This is a genomic window from Rickettsia monacensis (assembly GCF_000499665.2).
GTDB lineage: Bacteria > Pseudomonadota > Alphaproteobacteria > Rickettsiales > Rickettsiaceae > Rickettsia > Rickettsia tamurae.
The window spans coordinates 891,237-912,746 of sequence record NZ_LN794217.1 but is presented as its reverse complement, the minus strand read 5'-3'; the positions used below and the strand labels follow the sequence as shown (position 1 = coordinate 912,746).

Sequence of the window (21,510 nt, the reverse complement as noted above, 5' to 3'; positions counted from 1 at the left end):
GATTTTTACCATTTTAGTGCATATAAACATTTAAAAGCTTATTACCAAAACTTTATTATTAATGGTAATTTGTTCAGGAATCCACCTTGTTATGAGAGATTTGTTCAGCTTATTCCTTCATTATTTCTGCCATTGATTGTGATGTTACATTACTTAAGTGGGAAAAGAACGGGAATTTATTATGCAGATTCCACACATTTTGCAGTATGTAAAAATATCAGAATTAATTCTAACAGAACTTTTAATAATCTTGCAAAAATGGGACGTAGTTCTGTCGATTGGTTTTTTGGATTCAAGCTTCATATGATAATCAATGATAAGGGAGAAATTATTGCTGTTAAAATTACCAAAGGTAATGTTGATGACAGAATTGCATTTGAAGCAATGGTTATCAAAAAAGGTCTAAAAGGTAAGTGTTATGATGATAAGGGGTTTATTTCAGAAAAAATGTTTACAAAACTTTATAAGCAAGGTTTAATAAAAATTACCGGAATAAGAAAGGATATGAAAAACTATTTATTACCTCTTTTGGATAAAATCCTTTTAAGGAAGAGATTCATTATCGAAACCATTTTTGGCTACATAAAAGAGAATTTTAATATTACTCCTTTCAGACATCGATCACCTATTAATTTTTTTACTTCTTTATTCTCTGCTCTTATTGCTTACCAACTTAAACCTAATAAACCATGTATTTCTTATCCATAATCGGGGTTATAGTAGCATTACCGACGCCATCGCAGATGGAGCCGTATGCAGACTTTAAACAAATAGGGAAACTGATTTACGATTATGCAAGCAAGAAGGATGAAGCAAAGTATCATCTTTTTATTATTGATTGTACGCTGAATCCAAGGCCTTATGCAAGAAATCTTGTTGATAGACGTATAACACATTTTCCGAATCCTGCACCTGGGAACAAGCCGATTGTAGTTGGTCATCAATATTCAGTATTGACGATGCTAACGAATAATCCGTTAGAAAAAGCAAAACATTGGGTAATACCGATTTCAACAAAAAGAGTAGAGAGCTGTACAAAAGGTAATGAAGTTGGAATGGAGCAGATAGTAGAGAGCATCAGTACATTAGATTTAGAGCAAGAGCTTTGCGCTACTGTAGGGATACATTATATGGAACTGAACAATGCAGGATGTCCGCTGGTAAGCAGGGTAATTTAGTACATATTTTTAGAATTAATAGCACACGTAACTTTTATTCCATACCTACTCCAATAGAATCAAACATATCGAAAAAAGGGCGTAAAACTGAATTCGGCAATAAAATGCATTTGAGTGACGTAAAAACTCATAGAGCTTGTGATCGATATGAAGAGAACACTTGGATAAATTCTAAAGGGAAAAATATACTGTACAGATAAGGTGCTGGGATGATATGTTACTACGTGGATCAAGAAAATATCATTCATCCGCATATCCGATGAATTTAATTCAAATTATACTACTAAACGATCAAAAAAAAAGAAGTATATAAAAGACCTTTGTGGCTGAGTGTATTTGGATTAAGGCGTAATGAAATTTCGCTTTTTGATGCATATCAAAGTTATAATTCTCGTTATGATATCGAACATTTTTTTAGATTCAGTAAACAAAACTTACTATTGGAGGCGTATCAAACACCAGACGTAGAACATGAAGAATTATGGTGGCAGTTTTGTATGTTAACCCCGATTATGGATAAGAAATACATGGTTTATTAGGTTTAAGTTGGTAAGCAATAAGAGCAGAGAATAGAGAAGTAAAGAAATTAATAGGTGATCGATGTCTGGAAGGAGTAATATTAAAATGTAAAAGTAAAGAATTGATCTGACAGTTAAGGATTGTTGGGTACGAAGAAAAAAGATAAGATAGTACCTGGCAAGTTTTAACAACCTACTAAAAAGGAGACTGTCAGATGACAACATATCAAGAAAAAATCATAAAGCCAAGAATCGGTTTATTAAAACTCGCTGAACAATTAGGGAATGTATCACAAGCTTGCAAAGTAATGGGTTATAGCAGGGATACATTTTATCGTTACAAAGAGCTCCATGATCAAGGTGGGGAGGGGGGAAGCTCTATATGAGATGACTAGACGTAAAGCTTGCATTAAGAATCGTGTGCCCGCAAATATAGAGGATGCTGTAGTTAATATAGCTGTTGAATTTCCAGCATTTGGTCAGGAACGTGCTGCTAATGAATTACGCAAAAGTGGGATAATCATTTCTGGTGGCGGAGTTAGATCTGTGTGGTTACGTCATGATTTAGAAAGTTTCAAAAAACGTCTAAAAGCTCTAGAGACTAAAGTAGCAAATGATGGTATTGTTTTAAGTGATAATCAACTTGCTGTTCTTGAAAAAGTTAAAAACCAACGTGAAGCTAGTGGTGAAATAGAAACTATGCACCCTGGCTACCTTGGTTCACAAGATACTTACTATGTTGGTAATATTAAAGGCATAGGCCGTATTTATCAGCAAACTTTTGTCGATACCTATTGAGGAGTAGCTATTTGTAAACTCTATACCGAAAAGACGGCTATTACAGCTGCAGACCACTTAAATGATAAGGTTATTCCATTCTTTGCAAACCATGATATCCCTCTGCTTAGAATATTAACTGATAGAGGTACGGAATATTGTGGAAAACCAGAAAACCATGCTTACCAACTATATCTTGGCATTGAGAATATCGATCATTCCAAAACTAAAGCATATAGTCCTCAAACCAACGGTATCTGTGAGCGTTTCCATAAAACTATGCAGGAAGAGTGCTATCACATTCTATTCCGCAAAAAATTTTATAATTCACTTGATGAATTGCAAACAGATATAGATAACTGGCTTGTGAGTTACAATAATGCAAGACCTCATTCCGGTAAACATTGCTTTGGTAAAACACCAATGCAATCTTTTACAGATTCACTTTATATTGCTAAAGATAAAAATATTGGTAATATTGGTAATATAGATAAAAATATTGGTAATATAGAGAGAATATCAGACAATTTGATGATTGCCCATCAAGCTGCCTGATTACTCAACTCTGTCAGATTAAGTCGTAACTTGTACCCCCTGATACCTACACACCAAATCTTACAGAGTCAAGATTTTGTAAATTTTTCTTTAAGTCTACCAGCGATGTGCTTACTACTAGCTTTCTTATATCGCCTGCTATCTGCATAGTTTGTGAGCCTAGCTGATATAGGTTTAATGCACGATCTAGAACATCAAGCCAGTGTGCGTACCATTTTTATGTATTAAGTGATTGGCAAGCTTTGCCGTGTAGCTTAAATCTTCTTGCATGCCAATATGTATGCCAGCTTGCATTGTAGTAGATAGAGGATAATTATATAGAGGATTTAGCTGTCATTGCCTATTATATCGACTTCGTCCTCTAAATAAGAAGCTATATGATATTTTTAGGTCAACAGGCAGTAGATTAAGGATTGGACTTTCTTCTAAAGATTTTTCTACTAATTTAAAATTTAAAAATGGAGTATGATCTTTAAAAGGGTTTTCAGTTTGATAAGAGCTATAAAAAAGCTTATAATTTTGTCCTATAAATAAATTTAATGCCTCTTTATCTATTGCTTTATATTTATCTGCAATCTCCTTTATTTCTTCTAGCGTATAATTATTAGATAAAATTTTAGCAAATTCTTTATGAGGTAGATTAGCTATTTTTGCTAACGTATTTATATCTTGGAAACTCATTTTATCTTGATAATGATTTGTAAAAGTATATTGCTCATTTTTTTTGTTAATTTATAAGAAAATAATATTAATAAGTCAATAAGTTGTATTTAATATTTTAATAATTTATTATTCTCTTCACCGCTATAATTACTGAGTTCTAGCAAAGCTGCGTGTATTTCTTTCTCAAGTAAATTAGATACTGCCGCAAAATCATTATCAAGAGCTATTATTTGCCTTGCTAGATTATTTGGAAGCCCTAGAGCATCCTTGCTCTAAACGCTAGCAACAAATTTGACCAAGTAAGCTCTATTTCCGATATTGCTAAATATTTACCCTCTAATATGGCTACTTCTAGCTCTGCCTTATCTGCTTGAGCTTTTAGTAACCTAAGCTTTTGAGTATGTAGATTATTGTTTTTGCCTAGATTCTGCTGTTGTAAATACTTCCCATAACCAATAGTAGACAGAATATTTTTTAGCAAGACATGGATCGAAAATTAAAACAAAAGGAACATTCAAAGTTTTTACTAAATTTCAAAAAGCCTTGAAACCCTTGTCGGAACTGGTGGAGGCAAAGGGAATCGAACCCTTGACCCTCTGCGTGCAAAACAGATGCTCTACCCCTGAGCTATGCCCCCGATTATGTAGAAGATATATTGTTTATAAGTAATTAGGATAAGCTTTTAACTAGTCCCCAAGGTAATGGTTGACCGTTACTTCCTACGACTAAATCTCCGGAAGATTCATATTCGGCAGCTAGAAAAGAATTTTGAACAGCAATAAGCTTTACCGGTTTGATTTTCTGACCGTTATGAAAATATTCTTTAGCCTGTTCCCTAGAAGTCGGGTTATTTTTGGAAGCTGTTTTTGCTTTCGCTTTAGACATACACTATTAACTTTTTTTAAACTTGTGAAAAATATAAAACTTTTTCCTAAACTTGTCAATAACTACCGTGTCGATAAATAGACATTGCTTAGAAAAAAGTGGTTTTGTTTTACACAACTTCTAAAAAATCCCTTATTGTCATTCCTGCGAAAGGCTTGCTTGCATGGAGCAGTTGTTTCGTCATTGCGAGCAGCCATTGTTACGTGGATCAATTTCACCTCTGTCATCCCGTGGCTTGACCACGGGATCCAGTTAAAAATATTAAAATTATTAGTATTTTTTATTGTCTTTATGGACCCCGTGGTCAAGCGAACTAGGTGACACAGTAAATTTTACCGGTCTACGCAACAATTTGCGAGCAGCCGTAGGCTGCGTGGCAATCTTATGAAATAATAACAAACTCCTGAGATTGCTTCGTCGAATTACTGCGTAATTCTTCTCGCAATGACGATGAAACTAATCCATGCGAGAATGACATCCTGAACGTTCGTACACTATAGAGTCAAGCTACAGAGTGACAGTAAAAAAACCGAAGCTTAATAACAATCATTATTATTCCGTTATTACTTCACTTTCACCGACTAATGCTATTTTAAATTCTACTATTTCTGATATCGTTTTTCCATCATATATACTAAACCCTACTCCTCTAAATTCTACTTTTGCGTTGATATCAGCACCATATGATACTAACAGCTTATATATTTCATCATCCTTAATATCTTTAGAAGTACATCGAACGTTTTTAAGTAATAGTTTTGCTACATTAAAGTGCTTACCGCTTCATATAAAGGTGATCATAGCCAAGTTCCATCGTTCCCGTTTACTACAGCTCCTTTTGATATTAGATATTCTGCTACTTTATAATTTCCGTGACGTGCGGCTGAATTTAAAGGAGTATCCTTAAAAATATCACTACACATATTAACATTTGCTTTTTTTTCTTCGACTAACCATTTAGCAACTTTTAGCGCATTATTTGTAGATGCCGAAAATAGTTCAGTAGTAGATACTGCACGTAATTCATTTAAACTCCTTACTACGCCCACTTTATCAAGAAAGATAGACTCTTTTAAAACTTAAAGGTGATAAAGAGCCTATTGTCATTCCTGCAAAAGGCTTGCTTGCGTGGAGCAGTAAAACCCACTGTGTCATCCCGTAGTCAAGCCACGGGATGACAGGGGTGAACTCGATCCACGCAGACAATACTAAGCTAGGCATGACACTAAACTCCTACTGATTAATTCTTGCCGTGCAGATTTTCGGTGATTTCTTTCAGTTTTTCTACTCTATCTATTAAATATAAAAGTTGTTCTTTTGTAATTTTATAGTTTTTATCATATCTTGCGTCAACATAAGCTTTTTGAAGCAACTCAAAACATTCTTTTTGCTCCGGGGTTGCTATAGGAAATACTTGCAATAACTCACTATTATAATTTTCTGCCATACTACCTAATTTTTCTATATCATGTAGCTTTGGTTTATAGTTTGAAAAAACTAATAAAATAGTGCTATAAAGACTTTCCGTAGCTTGATGTAACTCAAAAGCACATTTATTTAAATTACCTCTTAGCAAAATATTATGAACATCAATAAGACATTCGTTAGCATGTTTAAACCATTCTTTATAATAATCTTTAGCAATTTCTTTCATCTCACTCCAAGGTAACTCCTTAGCTTCGCTTAAGGTAAATTCACCTCTATTATATAAAAGAATACCTTCTTTTTTTATATCCGTGTAAAAATAACGCCCTATCTCCAACTGTCTATTTACTTCATCAATTGACTCTAGAATTATCGATATTAATGAATCATACGGAATAATTTGCTTAGGATTTATTACTCCTGTTTTTTCTAATCTTTTATATATTATCTTCTAACCTTAAAGTAGCATGCCCTTTATATTTACCTTTTTTCAGAATTATCAAAATATCGGTATCGCTATGGTAACCGTTAGGTAGATCACGTACCCAATCGCCTCTTGCAAAAGAACCGTACAAGATAATCATAGCGATTTTATCTTGTGCAATATCTAAAATTTGCTGCACTATAAAATTAAGCCTAGCTTGGATTTTTAGAGAACGTTCGGGTAAAGTGGTTTTCATCTACTCATTTGCACCATGACAATATTTATATTTCTTGCCTGAACCGCACGGACATAGCTCATTACGAGATACCCTACCCCAACTAGTAGGATCTTCAGGGTTTCTATCTTTTGGGTCAATGCGTGATACGACGGGTTTAAGGTCAGTCTCAAGGCTACTTCCTGCATTATATTTACTAAATGCCGGATCTTCCCGACTCTCACGCATATTTTTCTGAAGTTTTTTATGCTCAAGCGAAACATCTTCTTTTTGAACATGTTTTAAGTCGATATGGAAGTGATATATTGTTTGAATAAATAATTCTTTTAAATTATTAAGCATCTGCTCGAATAAGTTAAATGCTTCTCTTTGATACTCGCTAAGAGGGTCTTTTTGAGCATAAGCTCGAAGCGATATGCCTTGTCTTAAATGATCTAAGCTATATAAATGATCTTTCCAAACTTGATCAAGGGTAGTTAGTAAAATATATTTCACGGCATTATGCATTAACTCGCTACTATAGGCTTCTTCTTTTGACTTATATATATCATGAGCCATTTGTATAACGGTCTTCGTGATTTCTTCTTCCGTTACATCATTTTTACTTACTAAATTATGATCAAATTTTATAGAAAAAACACGATGTAATTCTACGCTTAAATTTTCTATATCCCAATCTTCTCTATAAGAGCCTACCGGCATGAAAGTTAATACTATCTTTTTGGCGAGTTCCTCAGTAGTACTATTTAAGAAACCGTGACTATCTTTAGATTTAATAATTTCAGTACGTTGCTCGTATATTATCTTACGTTGGTCATTCATTACATCATCAAAACGTAATAAATTTTTACGCATCTCGTAGTTATGTCCTTCAACTTTTTGCTGAGCTTTCTCAAGTGAACGACTAATCATCGGATGGTGGATAGCCTCTCCGTCTTTCAATCCAAGTGTTCTAAGAACTCCTGATATACGATCTGATGCAAAAATACGCATTAAATCGTCATCAAGCGATAGGAAAAACTTAGTTTTACCAGGATCACCTTGTCTACCTGATCTTCCTCTTAGTTGATTATCTATCCTACGGCTTTCATGCCTTTCCGTACCTATCACAAATAAGCCGCCTGCTTCAATAACCTGCTTCTTTTCTTCGGCAATTTGAGCTTTTATTTCAGCTATTTTAGCTTCATAATTATGTTCTTTATCCAGCTGCTCTATTAACATTTCAGGGTTACCACCAAGCATAATATCAGTGCCTCGCCCTGCCATATTAGTTGCAATCGTTACTGCCTTAAACCTACCTGCTTGAGCAATAATAAAAGCTTCCTGCTCATGAAATTTGGCGTTTAATACTTTATGAGGGATTTTTTCTTTATTTAAAACGCTTGAAAGTTCTTCTGACTTTTCTATGCTTATCGTACCGACAAGTATAGGCTGACCACGATCGTAACAATCCTTAATCAGTTTTAAGATAGCATCATATTTTTCTTTTTTACTACCGTAAATCTCGTCATCAAGGTCAAGCCTTGTGACTTTATTATGGGTTGGGACTGCGACCACATCGAGATTATATATGTCTTTTAGTTCGGGTGCTTCGGTCATAGCCGTACCGGTCATACCCGATAATTTAGGATAATTACGGAAATAATTTTGGAAAGTAATGGATGCAAGAGTTTGGTTTTCATTTTGAATTTTCACATTTTCTTTTGCTTCTAATGCTTGATGTAGGCCTTCTGAATATCTACGCCCTTCCATTACACGACCGGTAAACTCATCAATAATCATTACTTTACCTTCACGCACCAAATAATCTACATCAACAGTAAACATATTATGAGCTCTTAAGGCTTGGTTAACATAATGTACTAAAGTTAAATTCTCAAAATCATATAAACCGGTATCAGGTTTTATAATATTTTCTTTACTTAAAAGCGATTCTATATGCGTAATGCCGGTTTCCGTTAAATTGATAGTTTTTAATTTTTCGTCTTTTTCAAAATCACTTGCATTAAGCAGGCGTACAATTTTATCAATTTTACCGTATAATTCTGAATTATCATTAACCGGACCTGAGATAACTAGCGGAGTTCTTGCTTCATCTATCAAAATCGAATCAACCTCATCGATGATAGCAAAATTAAAAGGACGAAGTACTCGCTCTTGCAAACTATACTTCATATTATCCCTTAAATAGTCGAAACCTAGTTCATTATTTGTTGCATGGGTAATATCGGCATTATAGGCAGCTCGTTTTGCTTCATCAGGCATACCGGCAACAATACATCCAACCGATAAACCTAAAAAATTGTAAATTTTACCCATGGAAGCAGAATCACGGCTTACCAAATAATCATTCACGGTTACAACATGTACGCCTTTTCCGGTTAAAGCATTTAAGTAAGCAGGAAGCGTTGCAACTAAGGTCTTACCCTCACCGGTACGCATTTCGGTAATCATGCCTCTATGTAATATAAGACCACCTATAAGCTGAACGTCAAAATGACGCATACCGCAAACTCTTCTAGCCGCTTCCCTAACTACCGCAAACGCCTCATATACTATATCGTCTAAAGTTGCTCCGTTTTTAAGCTTTTCTTTAAACTCTACAGTTTTATTCTTCAACTCCTCGTCTAATAATTTTTGTATAGCAGGCTCAAGCGAGTTAATTTTTGTAATTTCGGAAAATAGTTTTTTTACAGTACGATCATTTGCAGTACCGAAAAGTTTTTTTAAAATAGAAAGCATTAAAGTCCTTATGATATTTTTAGTATTTTAGTACTTAAAATTAAAAATATAGGTATATTTTATAAAATTATCAAATGTTATAATTTTATTTAAATGAATAATTTTTTATTGAAAGGCATTTTTTTACTACAAATATTTGTAAATTATTATTAATAAATAAAATATTCTCAAATAGCTGTTGACGGTTATATATTATTTTTATAAAATTTAAGCTTATTTTTAACACAATTATGAGTCATAAATGAAAAAATTATCTGTTATATTTTTATCAGTTAGCATGCTTTCCGGTATTGCTTTTGCCAATAAAGACAAAGTAGTTGCTACCTATAAAGGCGGTGAAGTAAAAGAATCGCAAATTATGAAAGAATTTAAGCCTCAGCTTAATCTTCAATCAGGTGAAACAATCAAAAATTTTGATGATTTTCCGCCGCAAGATCAGGAAAAATTAATAAAAATTTATGTTAATAATCTTTTGTTAAAAGAAGAAGTTGCTAAATCAAACATTACTTCATCTAAAGAATTCCAAGAAAAACTTAAAAATGCAAAAAATCAATTAGCTCAACAAGAATTACTAGCAAATTACATAAAATCTAACATTACAGATAAGATGTTTGATGACGAATATACTAAATATGTCGGTAATCTTAAAGGTAAAGAGCAAATAAAAGTTGCTCATATTTTAGTTAAATCCCAAAAAGAAGCTAACGATATAAAGACCAAATTAAGCAAAGGCGGAAATTTCACTAAGCTTGCAGAAGAGTCATCTCTTGATAAAGCTTCAGCTTCAAACGGCGGCGTTATCGGTTACATTCTACTAAATCAACCTGGGCAGTTAGTACCGGAATTTGAAAAGAAAGCTTTTGCTTTAAAAGTAAATGAAGTTTCAACTCCTGTAAAAACCGATTTCGGTTGGCATATTATCAAAGTGCTTGAGAAAAAACCTGTGCCTATTCCAACAAAAGAAGAAGCAAAAGTAACTATTGATAATATATTAGCTGCAGAAGTACTAAAGAAATATATTTCTGATTTAGAAGCTAAAGCTGATTTAAAAATCATGTTACCTAAAGCAGATAGCAAAGCCGGATCGTAATTTATATTTTGTCATTGCGAGCGGGTATTGTGGGTAGCAAATCGTCATTGCGAGCAGCCATAGGCTGCGTGGCAATCTCATGAAATAATAACAAAATCCTGAGATTACTTCGTAATTTCCTCGCAATGACGAGAAAACTGATCTACGCAGGCATAACATTATAACTACTCTCAATCACAGCAAATGCTACGCATACAGGATAATCATCAGAAAGAGAAAGGTGAATATTAAAAGGAGTGGGTTTGTTTGTATAGTTTGAACTAACTTCTACTATAGGCTTGCCTAAATCATCATTTAGTATAGTAATATCTTTAAAATTTATACCTTGACCTATACCGACTCCAAAGGCTTTACTAACAGCCTCTTTAGCAGCAAAACGCTTGGCTAAAAAAGCAGCACAGTTTGTTTTATCCAACAAAGCAAACTGTTTTAATTCCTTTAGAGCTAGAATTTTTTTAGCAAAAAGTTCCGGATATAAATGTAATATCTTTTCGATTCTAGGAATTTGTACTATATCAGTACCGACACCGATAAGCATTTACTTATCGGTTTCATAATCTTCGCCATTCTCATCAATAAAGATTTGATCATCTAAATCAGAATAATCTTCCCCGATATAAACTTCAGGTAAATACTCAAATTTTTCTTCTACATCTTCTGATTCATCTTGCTTAACAAGCGGCTCTATCATAGTTCTTGTACGCAGACTGTTTATTAAGTCTTGTTCTAACTGGGCTACCGATACTTTTCCGGCAGCAATTCTACGTAATGAGATAACAGGAGGTTTATCACGCTTTTCTTTTTTTATTTGACTAGTTTCTACTTTATAATTTAATAATTTAGCATATATTGTTGCTAGAACAACAAGCCGAAACCTATCCGGTATAATTTTATTACAATCTTCTGCTGTAATTCTTGCCATAATTTTCTCCGTTAAAAATAATATACTACGAATAAAAAATAAGAAATGAGTATACGAAGATCAACTTCAAAAAGAGCAAGGAGTTCACAAGTCGAGGAACGGAGCGTATACTTAATACGTGAGTACCGCAGATCTTGTAGAACGACGCAGCCAATTTTTGAAGTTCATCGAGTATATTATACTCTTTTTATATCCGCACCGCAATTACTTAATTTTTTTTCTAAATCTTGGAAGCCACGATCTAAGTGATATATTCGATGTAATACGGTTTTGCTATTAGTACTAAGACCGACGAGTATTAGCGATACCGAAGCTCTAAGGTCACTTGCCATAACTTCCGCTCCTTTTAACATTTCTACACCTCGGACGACCGCCTTATTACCTCGTACTACTATATCTGCTCCCATCCTACATAATTCAGGGACATGCATGAAACGATTTTCAAAAATATTTTCGGTGATCATTGAAACACCGTTGCTAAGCGTCATAAGACTCATAAATTGTGCTTGTAAATCTGTGGCAAACCCAGGATAGGGATTAGTTTCTAAATCAACTGAATTTAACTTCCCTTCATAAGTTACTTGGACTCCGTTATTGATCGGCACGACTTTTATACCTGTTTCAATGAGTTTTAAAGCTATATTTTCTATAATATGGTAATCAATTCCACAAATTTTCACATCACCTTTAGTAATAGCTGCCGCAAACATATAAGTACCGGCTTCAATACGATCAGAAAGTACTTTATAGCTCGCTTTATTTAAAGAATCTGTACCTTTAATCGTTATTTCGCTAGTGCCGACACCTGCAATATCGGCTCCCATTTTAATAAGACAATTACATAAATCAACTATCTCCGGCTCTCGACCGCAATTAAAAAGCACAGTGTCTCCCTCTGCTAAAACAGCTGCAAGTATTGCATTAATCGTAGCACCTACGGAAACTTTATCAAAAACAAAATGAGTACCTTTTAAGCGTCCTTTACTTGAAGCGTTAATATAACCGTCTTCTATTTCAATCGTAGCTCCCATAGCTTTTAATACGGCAATATGCAAATCTACTTGCCTTGCTCCAATAGCACAACCACCCGGAAGCGATACTTTTGCTTTACCGTATTTGGTAAGCAAAGGACCAAGCACCCAAATCGATGCTCTCATTTTACGGACTATTTCATAATCTGCAGTAAAGTTATTTATATTTCCGGTATTAATTATAAGCTCAAATTCATCTTGGTGTTCTATTATTTCAATATCCGCTCCGTGACTTCTTAGCAAATCTTTCATAGTACTAACATCCGTTAATTTTGGAACATTAGTAATATGTAGTTTATCGGTAAGAATAGATGCCGCCATAATAGGTAACACGGCATTTTTAGCACCGCTAATATTAATACTACCTTCAAGAGGCTTACCGCCGTGAATAATTAATTTTTGCATAAATTATTTTGATAAAATTGTAACGTCATTGCGAGGAGAAACTGATTATATTGTCATCCTACGACTTGATCGCGGGATCCAGTTAAAAATAATAATATTATTAGTATTTTTAGTTATTTTCTGGATACCGTGGTCAAGCCACGGGATGACACCAATTATACTACACATCCAAATTCACGACATTTAAAGCATTCGCTTGAATAAATAATCTGCGAGGTTCAACAACGTCACCCATTAAAGTAGAGAAAATGCCCTCCGCTTCATCGACTTCCGCAACTCTTACCTGAAGCAAAGTTCTTTTTGCAGGGGCAAGAGTAGTTTCCCATAGTTGGTCGGAATTCATCTCACCAAGACCCTTAAAACGCTGGATGTTTATACCTTTTTTCCCGCATTCTATAATAGTATTTAACAACTGGCTTGGCGTTAAAATATCGAATTCTTGACTTTTCACTATAAGCTTTAATTGCTTACCGAATATATCAAAAATTGTTAAAGCAAGCTTTGATATTTGTACAAACTCAAATGATTCCAACTGCTCTTTCAACAATATTTTACTTTCTTTTAAACCCCTACTAAAGCGGAAAAACTCTATTTTATTTTCATGTTTTAAAATTTCCCAATTAGTTTTATCAGGCGACTCTTCTAAGCTATTTAAAACATCTAAAGCTTTTTCAAGTCTTAAATCACTTTCAGCTTCAAATATTTTGTTATTAAGTAAGTCATTAATTGCAAGAATTTCAGTAATTGAGCGATTAAATTTTTTGCTAGCATGATCAAGCAAGCCGTTAAACTTAACTACTTTATTAATTAGCTCTTCTAAATTATCGCCTACTAACTGTTCTTTACCGTCTAGAGTTAAGGTTGCATCATTAATAGTTGATTTTATCAAATAATCTTGCAGTGCTTGTTCATTCTTTAAATAAAGCTCGGCTGCTCCTTTCTTTACCTTATAAAGCGGTGGCTGGGCTATGTATAGATAACCTTTATTTATTAGCTCCGGCATATGACGATAAAAGAACGTAAGTAATAATGTTCTAATATGTGAACCGTCAACATCAGCATCGGTCATAATAATAACTTTATGGTATCTAAGCTTTTCTAAGGAAAATTCTCGTTCAACACTAATCCCAAGAGCTGTAATTAACGTACCGATTTGGTCCGAACCAAGCATTTTATCAAACCTTGCTCGCTCAACGTTCAAAATTTTACCACGCAGAGGCAATATAGCCTGAATTTTACTATCCCTACCCTGTTTTGCAGTACCGCCCGCAGAGTCTCCCTCAACAATAAACAATTCTGAAATTGCCGGATCTTTTGCATGGCAATCAGCAAGCTTACCGGGTAAATTCGAGACTTCTAAAGCTGATTTTCTTCGAGTTAGCTCCCTTGCTTTTCTAGCAGCTTCACGAGCATTAGCCGCTTCCATAATCTTAGCTATAATTGCCTTAGCTTCCGCCGGATGCTCTTCAAACCACTCAAGAACCTTTGTATAAACGGCATTCTCAACAACCGGTCGTACTTCGGAGCTTACTAGCTTATCTTTTGTTTGAGAAGAAAATTTAGGATCAGGAACTTTAACGGAAAGCACACAACATAGCCCTTCCCTAGTATCTTCACCGCTAAAGTCATTTTTAGCTTTTTTATTAAGACCCGTAGTATCAAGGTAAGAGGTAATAACACGTGTTATCGCTGATTTGAAAGCACTAAGATGAGCTCCGCCGTCACGCTGCCTAATATTATTAGTAAAGCATAAAATATTTTCGTGATAAGAATCGTTCCAATGCATCGCAAGCTCAAGACTTATACCGGACTCATCATTCTCCGTATTAACTACTATACATGGATGAATAGCGTGCTTCGCTCTGTCTATATATTTTACATAAGCTTCTATACCGCCCGTATAATAAAACTGTACTTCCTTAGCTTCTTCAAAGCGATTATCGACGAGTAAAATCTTTACTCCTGAATTTAAAAAAGCAAGCTCACGAAGACGATGTTCTATAGTGCCGGAATCAAATTCTATATTAGTAAACATTTCTACAGATGGGAAAAAAGTAACTTCCGTACCTTTTTTGTCAATATTTTCTTTGACAACCGCAAGCGGAGCTTCCGTTATACCATTATTAAATCTAATCAAATATTCCTTATTATTACGCCAAATACGCAGCTCAAGCCACTCAGAAAGAGCATTTACAACCGATACACCGACACCGTGTAGACCGCCTGAAACCTTATAAGAGTTCTGATCAAACTTACCGCCGGCGTGAAGTTGCGTCATAATAACTTCAGCTGCCGATATTCCTTCTTCTTCATGAATTTCAACGGGTATACCTCGCCCGTTATCAGATACGGTTACCGAACCGTTTTTATTTAATGTTACTCGTACTAGATCGCAATAACCGGCGAGCGATTCGTCGATAGCGTTGTCGACTACTTCATAAATCATATGATGTAGACCCGACCCGTCTCCAACGTCCCCGATATACATTCCGGGTCTTTTTCTTACAGCTTCAAGACCTTTTAAAACCTTAATAGAATCAGCACCGTATGATGATTCGTTAAATTTTTCTTCAATTTCCGACATAATCTTTATATTTATATATTTAGCTCTATATATTTGTTGCTAGAAACAATAAAAATTACTATAACGTAACTTATTAAAATAGTAAAGTTTCTTGATTTAAAATTAGCGAGATAACAAAATAAAGGCTGACACCGTCATTGCGAACGACTGAAGACCTTGTTGCATAGCTCTTATGTCATTCCCGCAAGAGCGGGAATGACACCGAAACTTTAAGTCAACTTTTTCTAGTCAATACCAAATTAGCGAGATAACAATGAATACATTAAAGTTAAAAAATATTTTCGACGTGATAGATGATTATGATGTGTTTTTATTTGATCTTTGGGGTGTAATAATCGAAGGAGGGCATACTTATCCGGGCGTCGTAGAAAATATTAATAAAATTATTAAACGGAAAAAAGTATATTTCGTTACTAATGCTCCGCGAAATATTTTTTCGCTGCATCAAACAATTAAATCTTGGGGAGTAAACGTGTTACCTGAAATGATTATTAGCTCAGGTGAAATAGCAGTGCAAATGATCCTAGAAAGTAAAGAACGATTCGATATTGAAAAGCCGATAATATATCACTTAGGACATTTAGAAAATGATATAATAAACGGAATTCAATGTCCTATCACTGATGATATTAACAAAGCTAATATTTTCTTAATGACTATCTATAGAGATGAAAACGAAAATTTAGATTTAAACGAGTTCAATGAATTATTTAAAATTGTTGTACAACATAAAATGGTCAATATTTGTGCTAATCCTGACCTTGGAATAAATCAGCACAGTGTTTATAGATATTGTAGCGGCTATTATGCTGAAAAAATAAAGCAGCTTGGTGGAAAAGTAATTTATAGCGGTAAGCCATATGAAGAAATATATAGCAAGATTTTAAAAGAATGTCATAATACCCCTAAGAATCGTATGTTAATGATTGGGGACACTTTTTACACCGATATACTTGCTGCAAATCGCCTCGGTATAGGCTCTGGCCTAGTGTTAACCGGAAATTCTAGAGAATATCACATTAATTTTGATAATATTGAAGAAAAACTAGATAGTTTAACGAAAGCTGCTGCTAAACAATCGATTACACCTAGTTTTGTTGTTGATTTATCTTGAATAGCTTTGCCGTCATTGCGAGAAAAAACTGTAAGTTTTGACGAAGCAATCTCGTGCTAAAGTCCTGAGATTGCCACGCTCCTTTTAGTCGCTCGCAATGACGGAAACCTATATATGCCCTTGCAATGACGTTAAAACAACAACTCTATTGATATTTTACTTATAATCTGCTATAGAATAAAACTTAAGCGGTCGTGGCGGAATTGGTAGACGCGCAGCATTGAGGGTGCTGTTCTGTAAAAAGATTGGAAGTTCAAGTCTTCTCGACCGCACCATTCGTCGTTTTTCACAAAGTCAAATTAGCGACTTCTTGCTGCAGGTTGCTCTTTTCTTTGTTCTGAGGTCACTGCCTTAAAACTTTTCTGTTTTAACACTTCAGATTTTATATTTACTCCTAAGTTCTTCTTGTTAGCAAATGTTTGTGCTAATTGTATACTCCTGATAAATGAAAAGGAGTTAAAATAAAAACTATTGCTTATTTGTACTCTGTGATTTATATTGATTAGCAAATTGTACACAATTCTGTGCCAAGCCTAACTAAATCAGTTTTAAATAATTATAATTAACTAAGTCTAATAAACTATTAGGTAAATAGGTTATGCCTAATTTCAATATATTTAAAAGCATCTTACCTGATCATCACGATCAATTTGCTGAAATTTTTGATCAAATTAATGATCTGATCGAAGATCACAATTATGATGCTGCTGCAAGCAGGCTGGCCAAACTTCATTATGCCGATTTAGCGGATTTCTTAGATAATCTTAACAATAAAACATATAAAATAATTATTCCCTTATTACAGGATGAAATTAAGCCTGAAACGTTAGTATCGTTAAATGCTTATAGTAAACCTATAATAATAGAAACTTTAGGCATAAAAAAATCTGCAGAATTAATCAATAAGCTAGTTATAGAAGATGCTATTGAAGTAGTAATCGATCTAGACGATGATATAAAAGACCTTATCCTAAGTAATCTCACTAAAGAAAAAAAACACCAAATTACCGTAGGTTGTACATATCCTGAAAATACGGTAGGTAGAGTAATTGAGCGAGATTTTATTAATCTTCAAGAAGGATGGACGGTCGAGGAATCATTAAATTTTATCAAGAACGTAAAAAATGACTTTTATGCTGCAATTGTTACGGATAATAAATTACGCCCTATCGGTATTATTTCTCTTAGCACGCTAATTAAAGGCAAAAAAAATGAATTAATAAAAGATTTGATGAGCAAAGATTTTAAGCTTGCAGATGCTTTTACCGACTTAAACGAACTAAGCTTCATTTTTAGACAATATGCTTTAACTATTGTACCGGTAGTAAATAAAAGCGGTAAGTTAGTAGGTAGCGTATCAATCGATAATATAATTTATATTATCGAAGAACAAGCCGGAAAAGATATATTATCATTAAGCGGGGTGCACACTCAAGATACTTTCTTCAATGTATTTTATACCGTTAAACATCGTTTTCCTTGGCTCTTTGTTAATTTAATCACTGCCTGCATGACCTCACTTATCATTAACCATTTTAACGATACTATTGCAAAACTTGTAACACTTGCAGCCACTATGCCTATTGTAGCTTCAATGGGCGGAAATGCCGGAACACAAGCCATGACCGTTACGGTTAGAGCCCTTGCTAATAAAGATATTCATTATAATAATGTCAATAAAGTTATATTAAAAGAAATAGCCGTATCGGCTTTTAACGGTTTTGTACTTGCAATTATCGGAGCAGGACTTAGCTTTGTGATGTTGCTTGACTTAAATCTTAGCGTTATTTTTGCTATTGCAGTTATTTTAAATTTTTTAGTAGCCGGATTATTCGGCTCTGCTATTCCTATAATACTGCATTATTTTGATATAGACCCCGCTGCAGGCTCCGGTGTATTTCTAACAACCATAACCGATGCTCTAGGTTTCCTAACTTTCTTAAGCCTTGCTCATATTTTTTTAGTGTAAAATTTGGTGTTTATTCAAATAAAAATACGTACGCATTGCAGCAAACAGTAGCTATAGCTCCAAGACATTTACATATACCACAACTTGTATCCTGATTTTCAAAGTCGGTAATATTATTAATATTATTCTCAGATATATTATTATCTCTTTTTATATTTGTATATTCTGATTATTATTATTAATATTTGACTCTTTGAACAATAAATTTGCAACAGTTAGTATTAACTCACCCTGTGATGCAGTTAGATTATTATTATTTAAGGAGCTAGCTTGTGCGTACTCTTGTACTTCTAAACTATTACTGTTTGACATAGTGACATTTTGACTTTAGGATTAATATTTAAAATTATATAACAATAATCTTTAATCTGCAGCTATTTATTACTGCAATTTTTGGTATTTCCTCGAAACGGTTGATATCGTCATGAGCTAAGCGACTGCAAAGAGCGTGGCAATGACGTAAACTTTTCAAATTATCAACTTTTCTAGGCAATGCCTAATTTTTTAATAGCCCACAAATTATAATGAAATAAGAAATAACTTTTATGGAAGATATAAGCTCTCGGAAAGAAAAGTTTGAAATTTGTGTTTATAGTAAAAAATTACTTGATAAACTCGAATATTTAAATACTAAAGTAGAAAATCCTATATATATACTCGAAATCAAAAAAGGTATCTACTAAATATAAATTTTTTTCTTTCAACCAGCTATTTAACCCCGATTATGGATAAGAAATACATGGTTTATTAGGTTTAAGTTGGTAAGCAATAAGAGCAGAGAATAGAGAAGTAAAAAAATTAATAGGTGATCGATGTCTGGAAGGAGTAATATTAAAATTCTCTTTTATGTAGCCAAAAATGGTTTCGATAATGAATCTCTTCCTTAAAAGGATTTTATCCAAAAGAGGTAATAAATAGTTTTTCATATCCTTTCTTATTCCGGTAATTTTTATTAAACCTTGCTTATAAAGTTTTGTAAACATTTTTTCTGAAATAAACCCCTTATCATCATAACACTTACCTTTTAGACCTTTTTGATAACCATTGCTTCAAATGCAATTCTGTCATCAACATTACCTTTGGTAATTTTAACAGCAATAATTTCTCCCTTATCATTGATTATCATATGAAGCTTGAATCCAAAAAACCAATCGACAGAACTACGTCCCATTTTTGCAAGATTATTAAAAGTTCTGTTAGAATTAATTCTGATATTTTTACATACTGCAAAATGTGTGGAATCTGCATAATAAATTCCCGTTCTTTTCCCACTTAAGTAATGTAACATCACAATCAATGGCAGAAATAATGAAGGAATAAGCTGAACAAATCTCTCATAACAAGGTGGATTCCTGAACAAATTACCATTAATAATAAAGTTTTGGTAATAAGCTTTTAAATGTTTATATGCACTAAAATGGTAAAAATCATTATTGAGAGTTCTTCACTTAAGGAAAGCTTACCTTCTCTAAATCTTTGCTTATTACTTTTCAGCAATTGATGTTTTACCCATTTCTCATAAATTTTACAAAATTTATCTACTATACAAAATATTGTAGTATATTTACACATGTTATTAAACCTTTATTTTACTCCTTCAGTGCCCTATTTATATAAGGTTTAATAACTCTTGCAACCTTCCTTCCTCTCTATTCCTTATCCATAATCGGGGTTAAATAAACTAGGGATTGATATATGGCAAGAAGTCAATAAAATCATCAAAAAACCATAGATCCTATTATAGGAAAGTTAAAACCTAAAGGTATAGATCTTGAGCTAGACAAAATAAAAATTACAGATCTATCAAATTGCCGATATAGTAAAAGGCTATTAACGAAGATCATGCTTATTAATAAGATTTCTAGAAATAGAATTGATCTTAATAAAATTAAAAAAGCAATATATTTTACTAAAAAATATCATGGCGGGCAAAGAAGAGAAACAGGAGAATTTTATTATTCACATCCTTTAGAAGTAGCATATATGATTTCTGATTATTTATTTAGAACGGATATCATAGTAACTAGCATATTGCATGATTGTATTGAAGATACGTTACTTACTAAAGAAATGATTATACAAGAATTTGGCCATAAGATTGCTAATCAAGTTGAAGATTTAACACGAGTTAAAAATGATAAAAAAATTAGTTCAGCAGAAATAGTTAAAATATTATATCAGCAAAAGAAAAAAGAGTTGCTATTAATTAAATTATTTGATCGATTACATAATATACAAACAGTCGGAGCTAAAATTCCTGAGAAAGGATGAAAAATAATTTTAGAGACTTTACAATTTTTCTTAACTATTGCTACTTATCTCAAGGTACCAAGAGTTGCAAGGCAATTATATACACATTGCTTTAATATAGCTGCAAATTACAAAAAATTAAATGTACTGAGAGTGTTGCAAGAATAAAATTTTTATTTCAGAATGAAAGTATTACGATTTCAGGATATAGATTTTATAGTGTGGTTAAAAATTTTTTATCTTGCAACATTTTCACAGATGCTTAAGTAAATATCATGTTATATCAAAATATCACCAATAATTCATGCATTAATCAAGCTTTAGAGTTATACCATCAATACTGCTCTGATAAAACAACCTACCCTGACCAAATATATACCATTACAAAAGCATTACAACTAGATTCTTCCTCATTCACAGCAGTACTATTACATGAAAATATACAACATCTTAATCTAGAAGATTATAATCATTTTAATAATAATATTATATATCTAGTTGATGTTATTAATAAATTATCTACTATTCACTATAAACCATATGCTGAGCAACATATTCATTTTCATGAGCTGTTACTAATTATTAATCCCAAACTACAGGAAACGGCAATATTAACTTCGCTTGTTCCATTATTACATAAGGTGAGTATCTTTAACCTTGAGTATAATAATACCGATGCTCAGCATATATCAGAGATCATCACTAATTGTTATATCCCTTATCTTTTATCATATACAGCACAC

Annotated in this window: 21 protein-coding genes, 2 tRNA genes and 5 pseudogenes; 11 read left to right on the top strand and 17 right to left on the bottom strand. The window is 33.3% G+C overall.

From position 1 onward, the window contains the following. The first annotated feature begins 54 nt into the window (after nt 1–54). From RMONA_RS04795 to RMONA_RS04785, 4 genes and pseudogenes are all read left to right on the top strand, one after another. Nucleotides 55–708 carry an IS982 family transposase gene (locus tag RMONA_RS04795; protein ID WP_339325424.1) on the top strand — a complete coding sequence of 218 codons (654 nt, stop codon included), beginning with the start codon at nt 55–57 and terminating at the stop codon, nt 706–708. Further along, entirely contained in the window at nt 690–1,178 is a 489-nt protein-coding gene (locus RMONA_RS07405; protein ID WP_023507904.1) for a hypothetical protein, read from the top strand. Before RMONA_RS04795 ends, RMONA_RS07405 begins: the two co-directional genes overlap by 19 nt. 320 nt (nt 1,179–1,498) lie before the next feature. Further along, nucleotides 1,499–1,717, top strand: coding sequence for a hypothetical protein (locus tag RMONA_RS09330; RefSeq protein ID WP_023507902.1), 219 nt, complete (start codon nt 1,499–1,501; stop codon nt 1,715–1,717). Between the two features lie 194 nt (nt 1,718–1,911). Further along, nucleotides 1,912–3,028: pseudogene (locus RMONA_RS04785) on the top strand (IS481 family transposase). Between the two features lie 450 nt (nt 3,029–3,478). On the opposite strand, the pseudogene RMONA_RS04780 reads toward RMONA_RS04785, so the two are convergent. The 4 genes and pseudogenes from RMONA_RS04780 to RMONA_RS04765 all read right to left on the bottom strand — a co-directional run. After that, nucleotides 3,479–3,751, bottom strand: a pseudogene (locus tag RMONA_RS04780) (hypothetical protein); the annotation flags it as partial. Nucleotides 3,752–3,947: 196 nt separating this feature from the next. Further along, complete coding sequence (locus RMONA_RS04775) at nt 3,948–4,172, bottom strand: hypothetical protein (protein WP_037231493.1); 225 nt, start codon at nt 4,170–4,172, stop codon at nt 3,948–3,950. An 81-nt stretch (nt 4,173–4,253) separates the two neighbouring features. Continuing rightward, nucleotides 4,254–4,328: transfer RNA gene (locus RMONA_RS04770), tRNA-Ala, on the bottom strand. Between the two features lie 32 nt (nt 4,329–4,360). Continuing rightward, a complete protein-coding gene (locus tag RMONA_RS04765; protein ID WP_008580410.1) occupies nt 4,361–4,576 on the bottom strand; it encodes a hypothetical protein in 216 nt (71 codons plus the stop codon). 84 nt (nt 4,577–4,660) lie between these two features. On the opposite strand from RMONA_RS04765, the gene RMONA_RS09665 reads away from it, so the two are divergent. Then, nucleotides 4,661–4,897, top strand: coding sequence for a hypothetical protein (locus RMONA_RS09665; RefSeq protein WP_242402803.1), 237 nt, complete (start codon nt 4,661–4,663; stop codon nt 4,895–4,897). A 476-nt stretch (nt 4,898–5,373) separates the two neighbouring features. On the opposite strand, the gene RMONA_RS04760 is transcribed toward RMONA_RS09665, so the two are convergent. From RMONA_RS04760 to secA, 5 genes are all read right to left on the bottom strand, one after another. Next, on the bottom strand, nt 5,374–5,625 hold the full coding sequence (locus RMONA_RS04760) for an ankyrin repeat domain-containing protein (RefSeq protein ID WP_023507901.1): 252 nt from the start codon (nt 5,623–5,625) through the stop codon (nt 5,374–5,376). A gap of 4 nt (nt 5,626–5,629) precedes the next feature. Beyond that, nucleotides 5,630–5,797, bottom strand: coding sequence for a hypothetical protein (locus RMONA_RS09325; protein WP_023507900.1), 168 nt, complete (start codon nt 5,795–5,797; stop codon nt 5,630–5,632). Between the two features lie 19 nt (nt 5,798–5,816). Further along, on the bottom strand, nt 5,817–6,338 hold the full coding sequence (locus tag RMONA_RS09815; RefSeq protein WP_023507899.1) for a HEPN domain-containing protein: 522 nt from the start codon (nt 6,336–6,338) through the stop codon (nt 5,817–5,819). Nucleotides 6,339–6,438: 100 nt separating this feature from the next. Next, the gene (locus RMONA_RS09810; RefSeq protein ID WP_023507898.1) at nt 6,439–6,681 is read right to left on the bottom strand and encodes a nucleotidyltransferase domain-containing protein; all 243 of its coding nucleotides are present in this window, start codon (nt 6,679–6,681) and stop codon (nt 6,439–6,441) included. Continuing rightward, complete coding sequence (secA, locus tag RMONA_RS04750) at nt 6,682–9,402, bottom strand: preprotein translocase subunit SecA (protein ID WP_023507897.1); 2,721 nt, start codon at nt 9,400–9,402, stop codon at nt 6,682–6,684. 241 nt (nt 9,403–9,643) lie between these two features. Here secA and RMONA_RS04745 point away from each other — a divergent pair, with 241 nt between their 5' ends. Further along, a complete protein-coding gene (locus tag RMONA_RS04745) occupies nt 9,644–10,492 on the top strand; it encodes a foldase protein PrsA (RefSeq protein WP_023507896.1) in 849 nt (282 codons plus the stop codon). 142 nt (nt 10,493–10,634) lie between these two features. Here RMONA_RS04745 and acpS read toward each other — a convergent pair whose 3' ends face one another. The 5 genes from acpS to gyrB all read right to left on the bottom strand — a co-directional run bounded on the left by acpS (nt 10,635) and on the right by gyrB (nt 15,434). Then, nucleotides 10,635–11,030, bottom strand: coding sequence for a holo-ACP synthase (acpS, locus tag RMONA_RS04740; protein WP_023507895.1), 396 nt, complete (start codon nt 11,028–11,030; stop codon nt 10,635–10,637). Continuing rightward, nucleotides 11,031–11,414: a DNA-directed RNA polymerase subunit omega gene (gene rpoZ, locus RMONA_RS04735; RefSeq protein WP_023507894.1), complete on the bottom strand. Its 384-nt coding sequence runs from the start codon at nt 11,412–11,414 to the stop codon at nt 11,031–11,033. 176 nt (nt 11,415–11,590) lie between these two features. After that, a complete protein-coding gene (gene murA / locus RMONA_RS04730) occupies nt 11,591–12,850 on the bottom strand; it encodes a UDP-N-acetylglucosamine 1-carboxyvinyltransferase (RefSeq protein ID WP_023507893.1) in 1,260 nt (419 codons plus the stop codon). Nucleotides 12,851–12,895: 45 nt separating this feature from the next. Further along, nucleotides 12,896–13,018 (bottom strand): hypothetical protein, encoded by a 123-nt coding sequence (locus RMONA_RS10935; RefSeq protein WP_269429013.1) that lies wholly within the window; start codon nt 13,016–13,018, stop codon nt 12,896–12,898. Beyond that, entirely contained in the window at nt 13,011–15,434 is a 2,424-nt protein-coding gene (gene gyrB / locus RMONA_RS04725) for a DNA topoisomerase (ATP-hydrolyzing) subunit B (protein WP_023507892.1), read from the bottom strand. Before gyrB ends, RMONA_RS10935 begins: the two co-directional genes overlap by 8 nt. Nucleotides 15,435–15,687: 253 nt before the next feature. Here gyrB and RMONA_RS04720 point away from each other — a divergent pair, with 253 nt between their 5' ends. The 3 genes from RMONA_RS04720 to mgtE all read left to right on the top strand — a co-directional run bounded on the left by RMONA_RS04720 (nt 15,688) and on the right by mgtE (nt 18,517). Further along, nucleotides 15,688–16,548, top strand: a complete 861-nt coding sequence (locus RMONA_RS04720; protein WP_023507891.1) for a TIGR01459 family HAD-type hydrolase — start codon at nt 15,688–15,690, stop codon at nt 16,546–16,548. A 188-nt stretch (nt 16,549–16,736) separates the two neighbouring features. Then, a tRNA-Leu gene (locus tag RMONA_RS04715) sits at nt 16,737–16,823 on the top strand. Nucleotides 16,824–17,146: 323 nt separating this feature from the next. Beyond that, nucleotides 17,147–18,517 (top strand): magnesium transporter, encoded by a 1,371-nt coding sequence (gene mgtE / locus RMONA_RS04710; protein ID WP_023507890.1) that lies wholly within the window; start codon nt 17,147–17,149, stop codon nt 18,515–18,517. 10 nt (nt 18,518–18,527) lie between these two features. Here the strand turns inward: mgtE and RMONA_RS04705 are convergent. Next, nucleotides 18,528–18,829: pseudogene (locus tag RMONA_RS04705) on the bottom strand (hypothetical protein). A 233-nt stretch (nt 18,830–19,062) separates the two neighbouring features. Between RMONA_RS04705 and RMONA_RS09655 the strand changes: the two are divergent. Then, nucleotides 19,063–19,197 (top strand): annotated as a pseudogene (locus RMONA_RS09655) (HD domain-containing protein); the annotation flags it as partial. A 42-nt stretch (nt 19,198–19,239) separates the two neighbouring features. On the opposite strand, the gene RMONA_RS04695 reads toward RMONA_RS09655, so the two are convergent. Next, nucleotides 19,240–19,500 carry a transposase gene (locus RMONA_RS04695; protein WP_023507102.1) on the bottom strand — a complete coding sequence of 87 codons (261 nt, stop codon included), beginning with the start codon at nt 19,498–19,500 and terminating at the stop codon, nt 19,240–19,242. A gap of 41 nt (nt 19,501–19,541) precedes the next feature. Next, nucleotides 19,542–19,805 (bottom strand): transposase, encoded by a 264-nt coding sequence (locus RMONA_RS04690; RefSeq protein WP_023507103.1) that lies wholly within the window; start codon nt 19,803–19,805, stop codon nt 19,542–19,544. A gap of 554 nt (nt 19,806–20,359) precedes the next feature. On the opposite strand from RMONA_RS04690, the pseudogene RMONA_RS04685 reads away from it, so the two are divergent. Further along, nucleotides 20,360–20,935: pseudogene (locus tag RMONA_RS04685) on the top strand (HD domain-containing protein). Nucleotides 20,936–21,510: the final 575 nt, after the last annotated feature.

Bases quoted from the DNA above. Each gene is read 5' to 3' on its own strand.
- RMONA_RS10935 (WP_269429013.1), bottom strand. From the start codon at position 13,018: ATGTGTAGTATAATTGGTGTCATCCCGTGGCTTGACCACGGTATCCAG.
- RMONA_RS04720 (WP_023507891.1), top strand. From the start codon at position 15,688: ATGAATACATTAAAGTTAAAAAATATTTTCGACGTGATAGATGATTAT.
- RMONA_RS09325 (WP_023507900.1), bottom strand. From the start codon at position 5,797: ATGCCTAGCTTAGTATTGTCTGCGTGGATCGAGTTCACCCCTGTCATC.
- murA (WP_023507893.1), bottom strand. From the start codon at position 12,850: ATGCAAAAATTAATTATTCACGGCGGTAAGCCTCTTGAAGGTAGTATT.
- RMONA_RS04695 (WP_023507102.1), bottom strand. From the start codon at position 19,500: ATGTTTACAAAACTTTATAAGCAAGGTTTAATAAAAATTACCGGAATA.
- RMONA_RS04745 (WP_023507896.1), top strand. From the start codon at position 9,644: ATGAAAAAATTATCTGTTATATTTTTATCAGTTAGCATGCTTTCCGGT.
- secA (WP_023507897.1), bottom strand. From the start codon at position 9,402: ATGCTTTCTATTTTAAAAAAACTTTTCGGTACTGCAAATGATCGTACT.
- RMONA_RS04765 (WP_008580410.1), bottom strand. From the start codon at position 4,576: ATGTCTAAAGCGAAAGCAAAAACAGCTTCCAAAAATAACCCGACTTCT.
- RMONA_RS09810 (WP_023507898.1), bottom strand. From the start codon at position 6,681: ATGAAAACCACTTTACCCGAACGTTCTCTAAAAATCCAAGCTAGGCTT.
- RMONA_RS07405 (WP_023507904.1), top strand. From the start codon at position 690: ATGTATTTCTTATCCATAATCGGGGTTATAGTAGCATTACCGACGCCA.
- RMONA_RS04690 (WP_023507103.1), bottom strand. From the start codon at position 19,805: ATGTTACATTACTTAAGTGGGAAAAGAACGGGAATTTATTATGCAGAT.
- gyrB (WP_023507892.1), bottom strand. From the start codon at position 15,434: ATGTCGGAAATTGAAGAAAAATTTAACGAATCATCATACGGTGCTGAT.
- acpS (WP_023507895.1), bottom strand. From the start codon at position 11,030: ATGCTTATCGGTGTCGGTACTGATATAGTACAAATTCCTAGAATCGAA.
- rpoZ (WP_023507894.1), bottom strand. From the start codon at position 11,414: ATGGCAAGAATTACAGCAGAAGATTGTAATAAAATTATACCGGATAGG.
- mgtE (WP_023507890.1), top strand. From the start codon at position 17,147: ATGCCTAATTTCAATATATTTAAAAGCATCTTACCTGATCATCACGAT.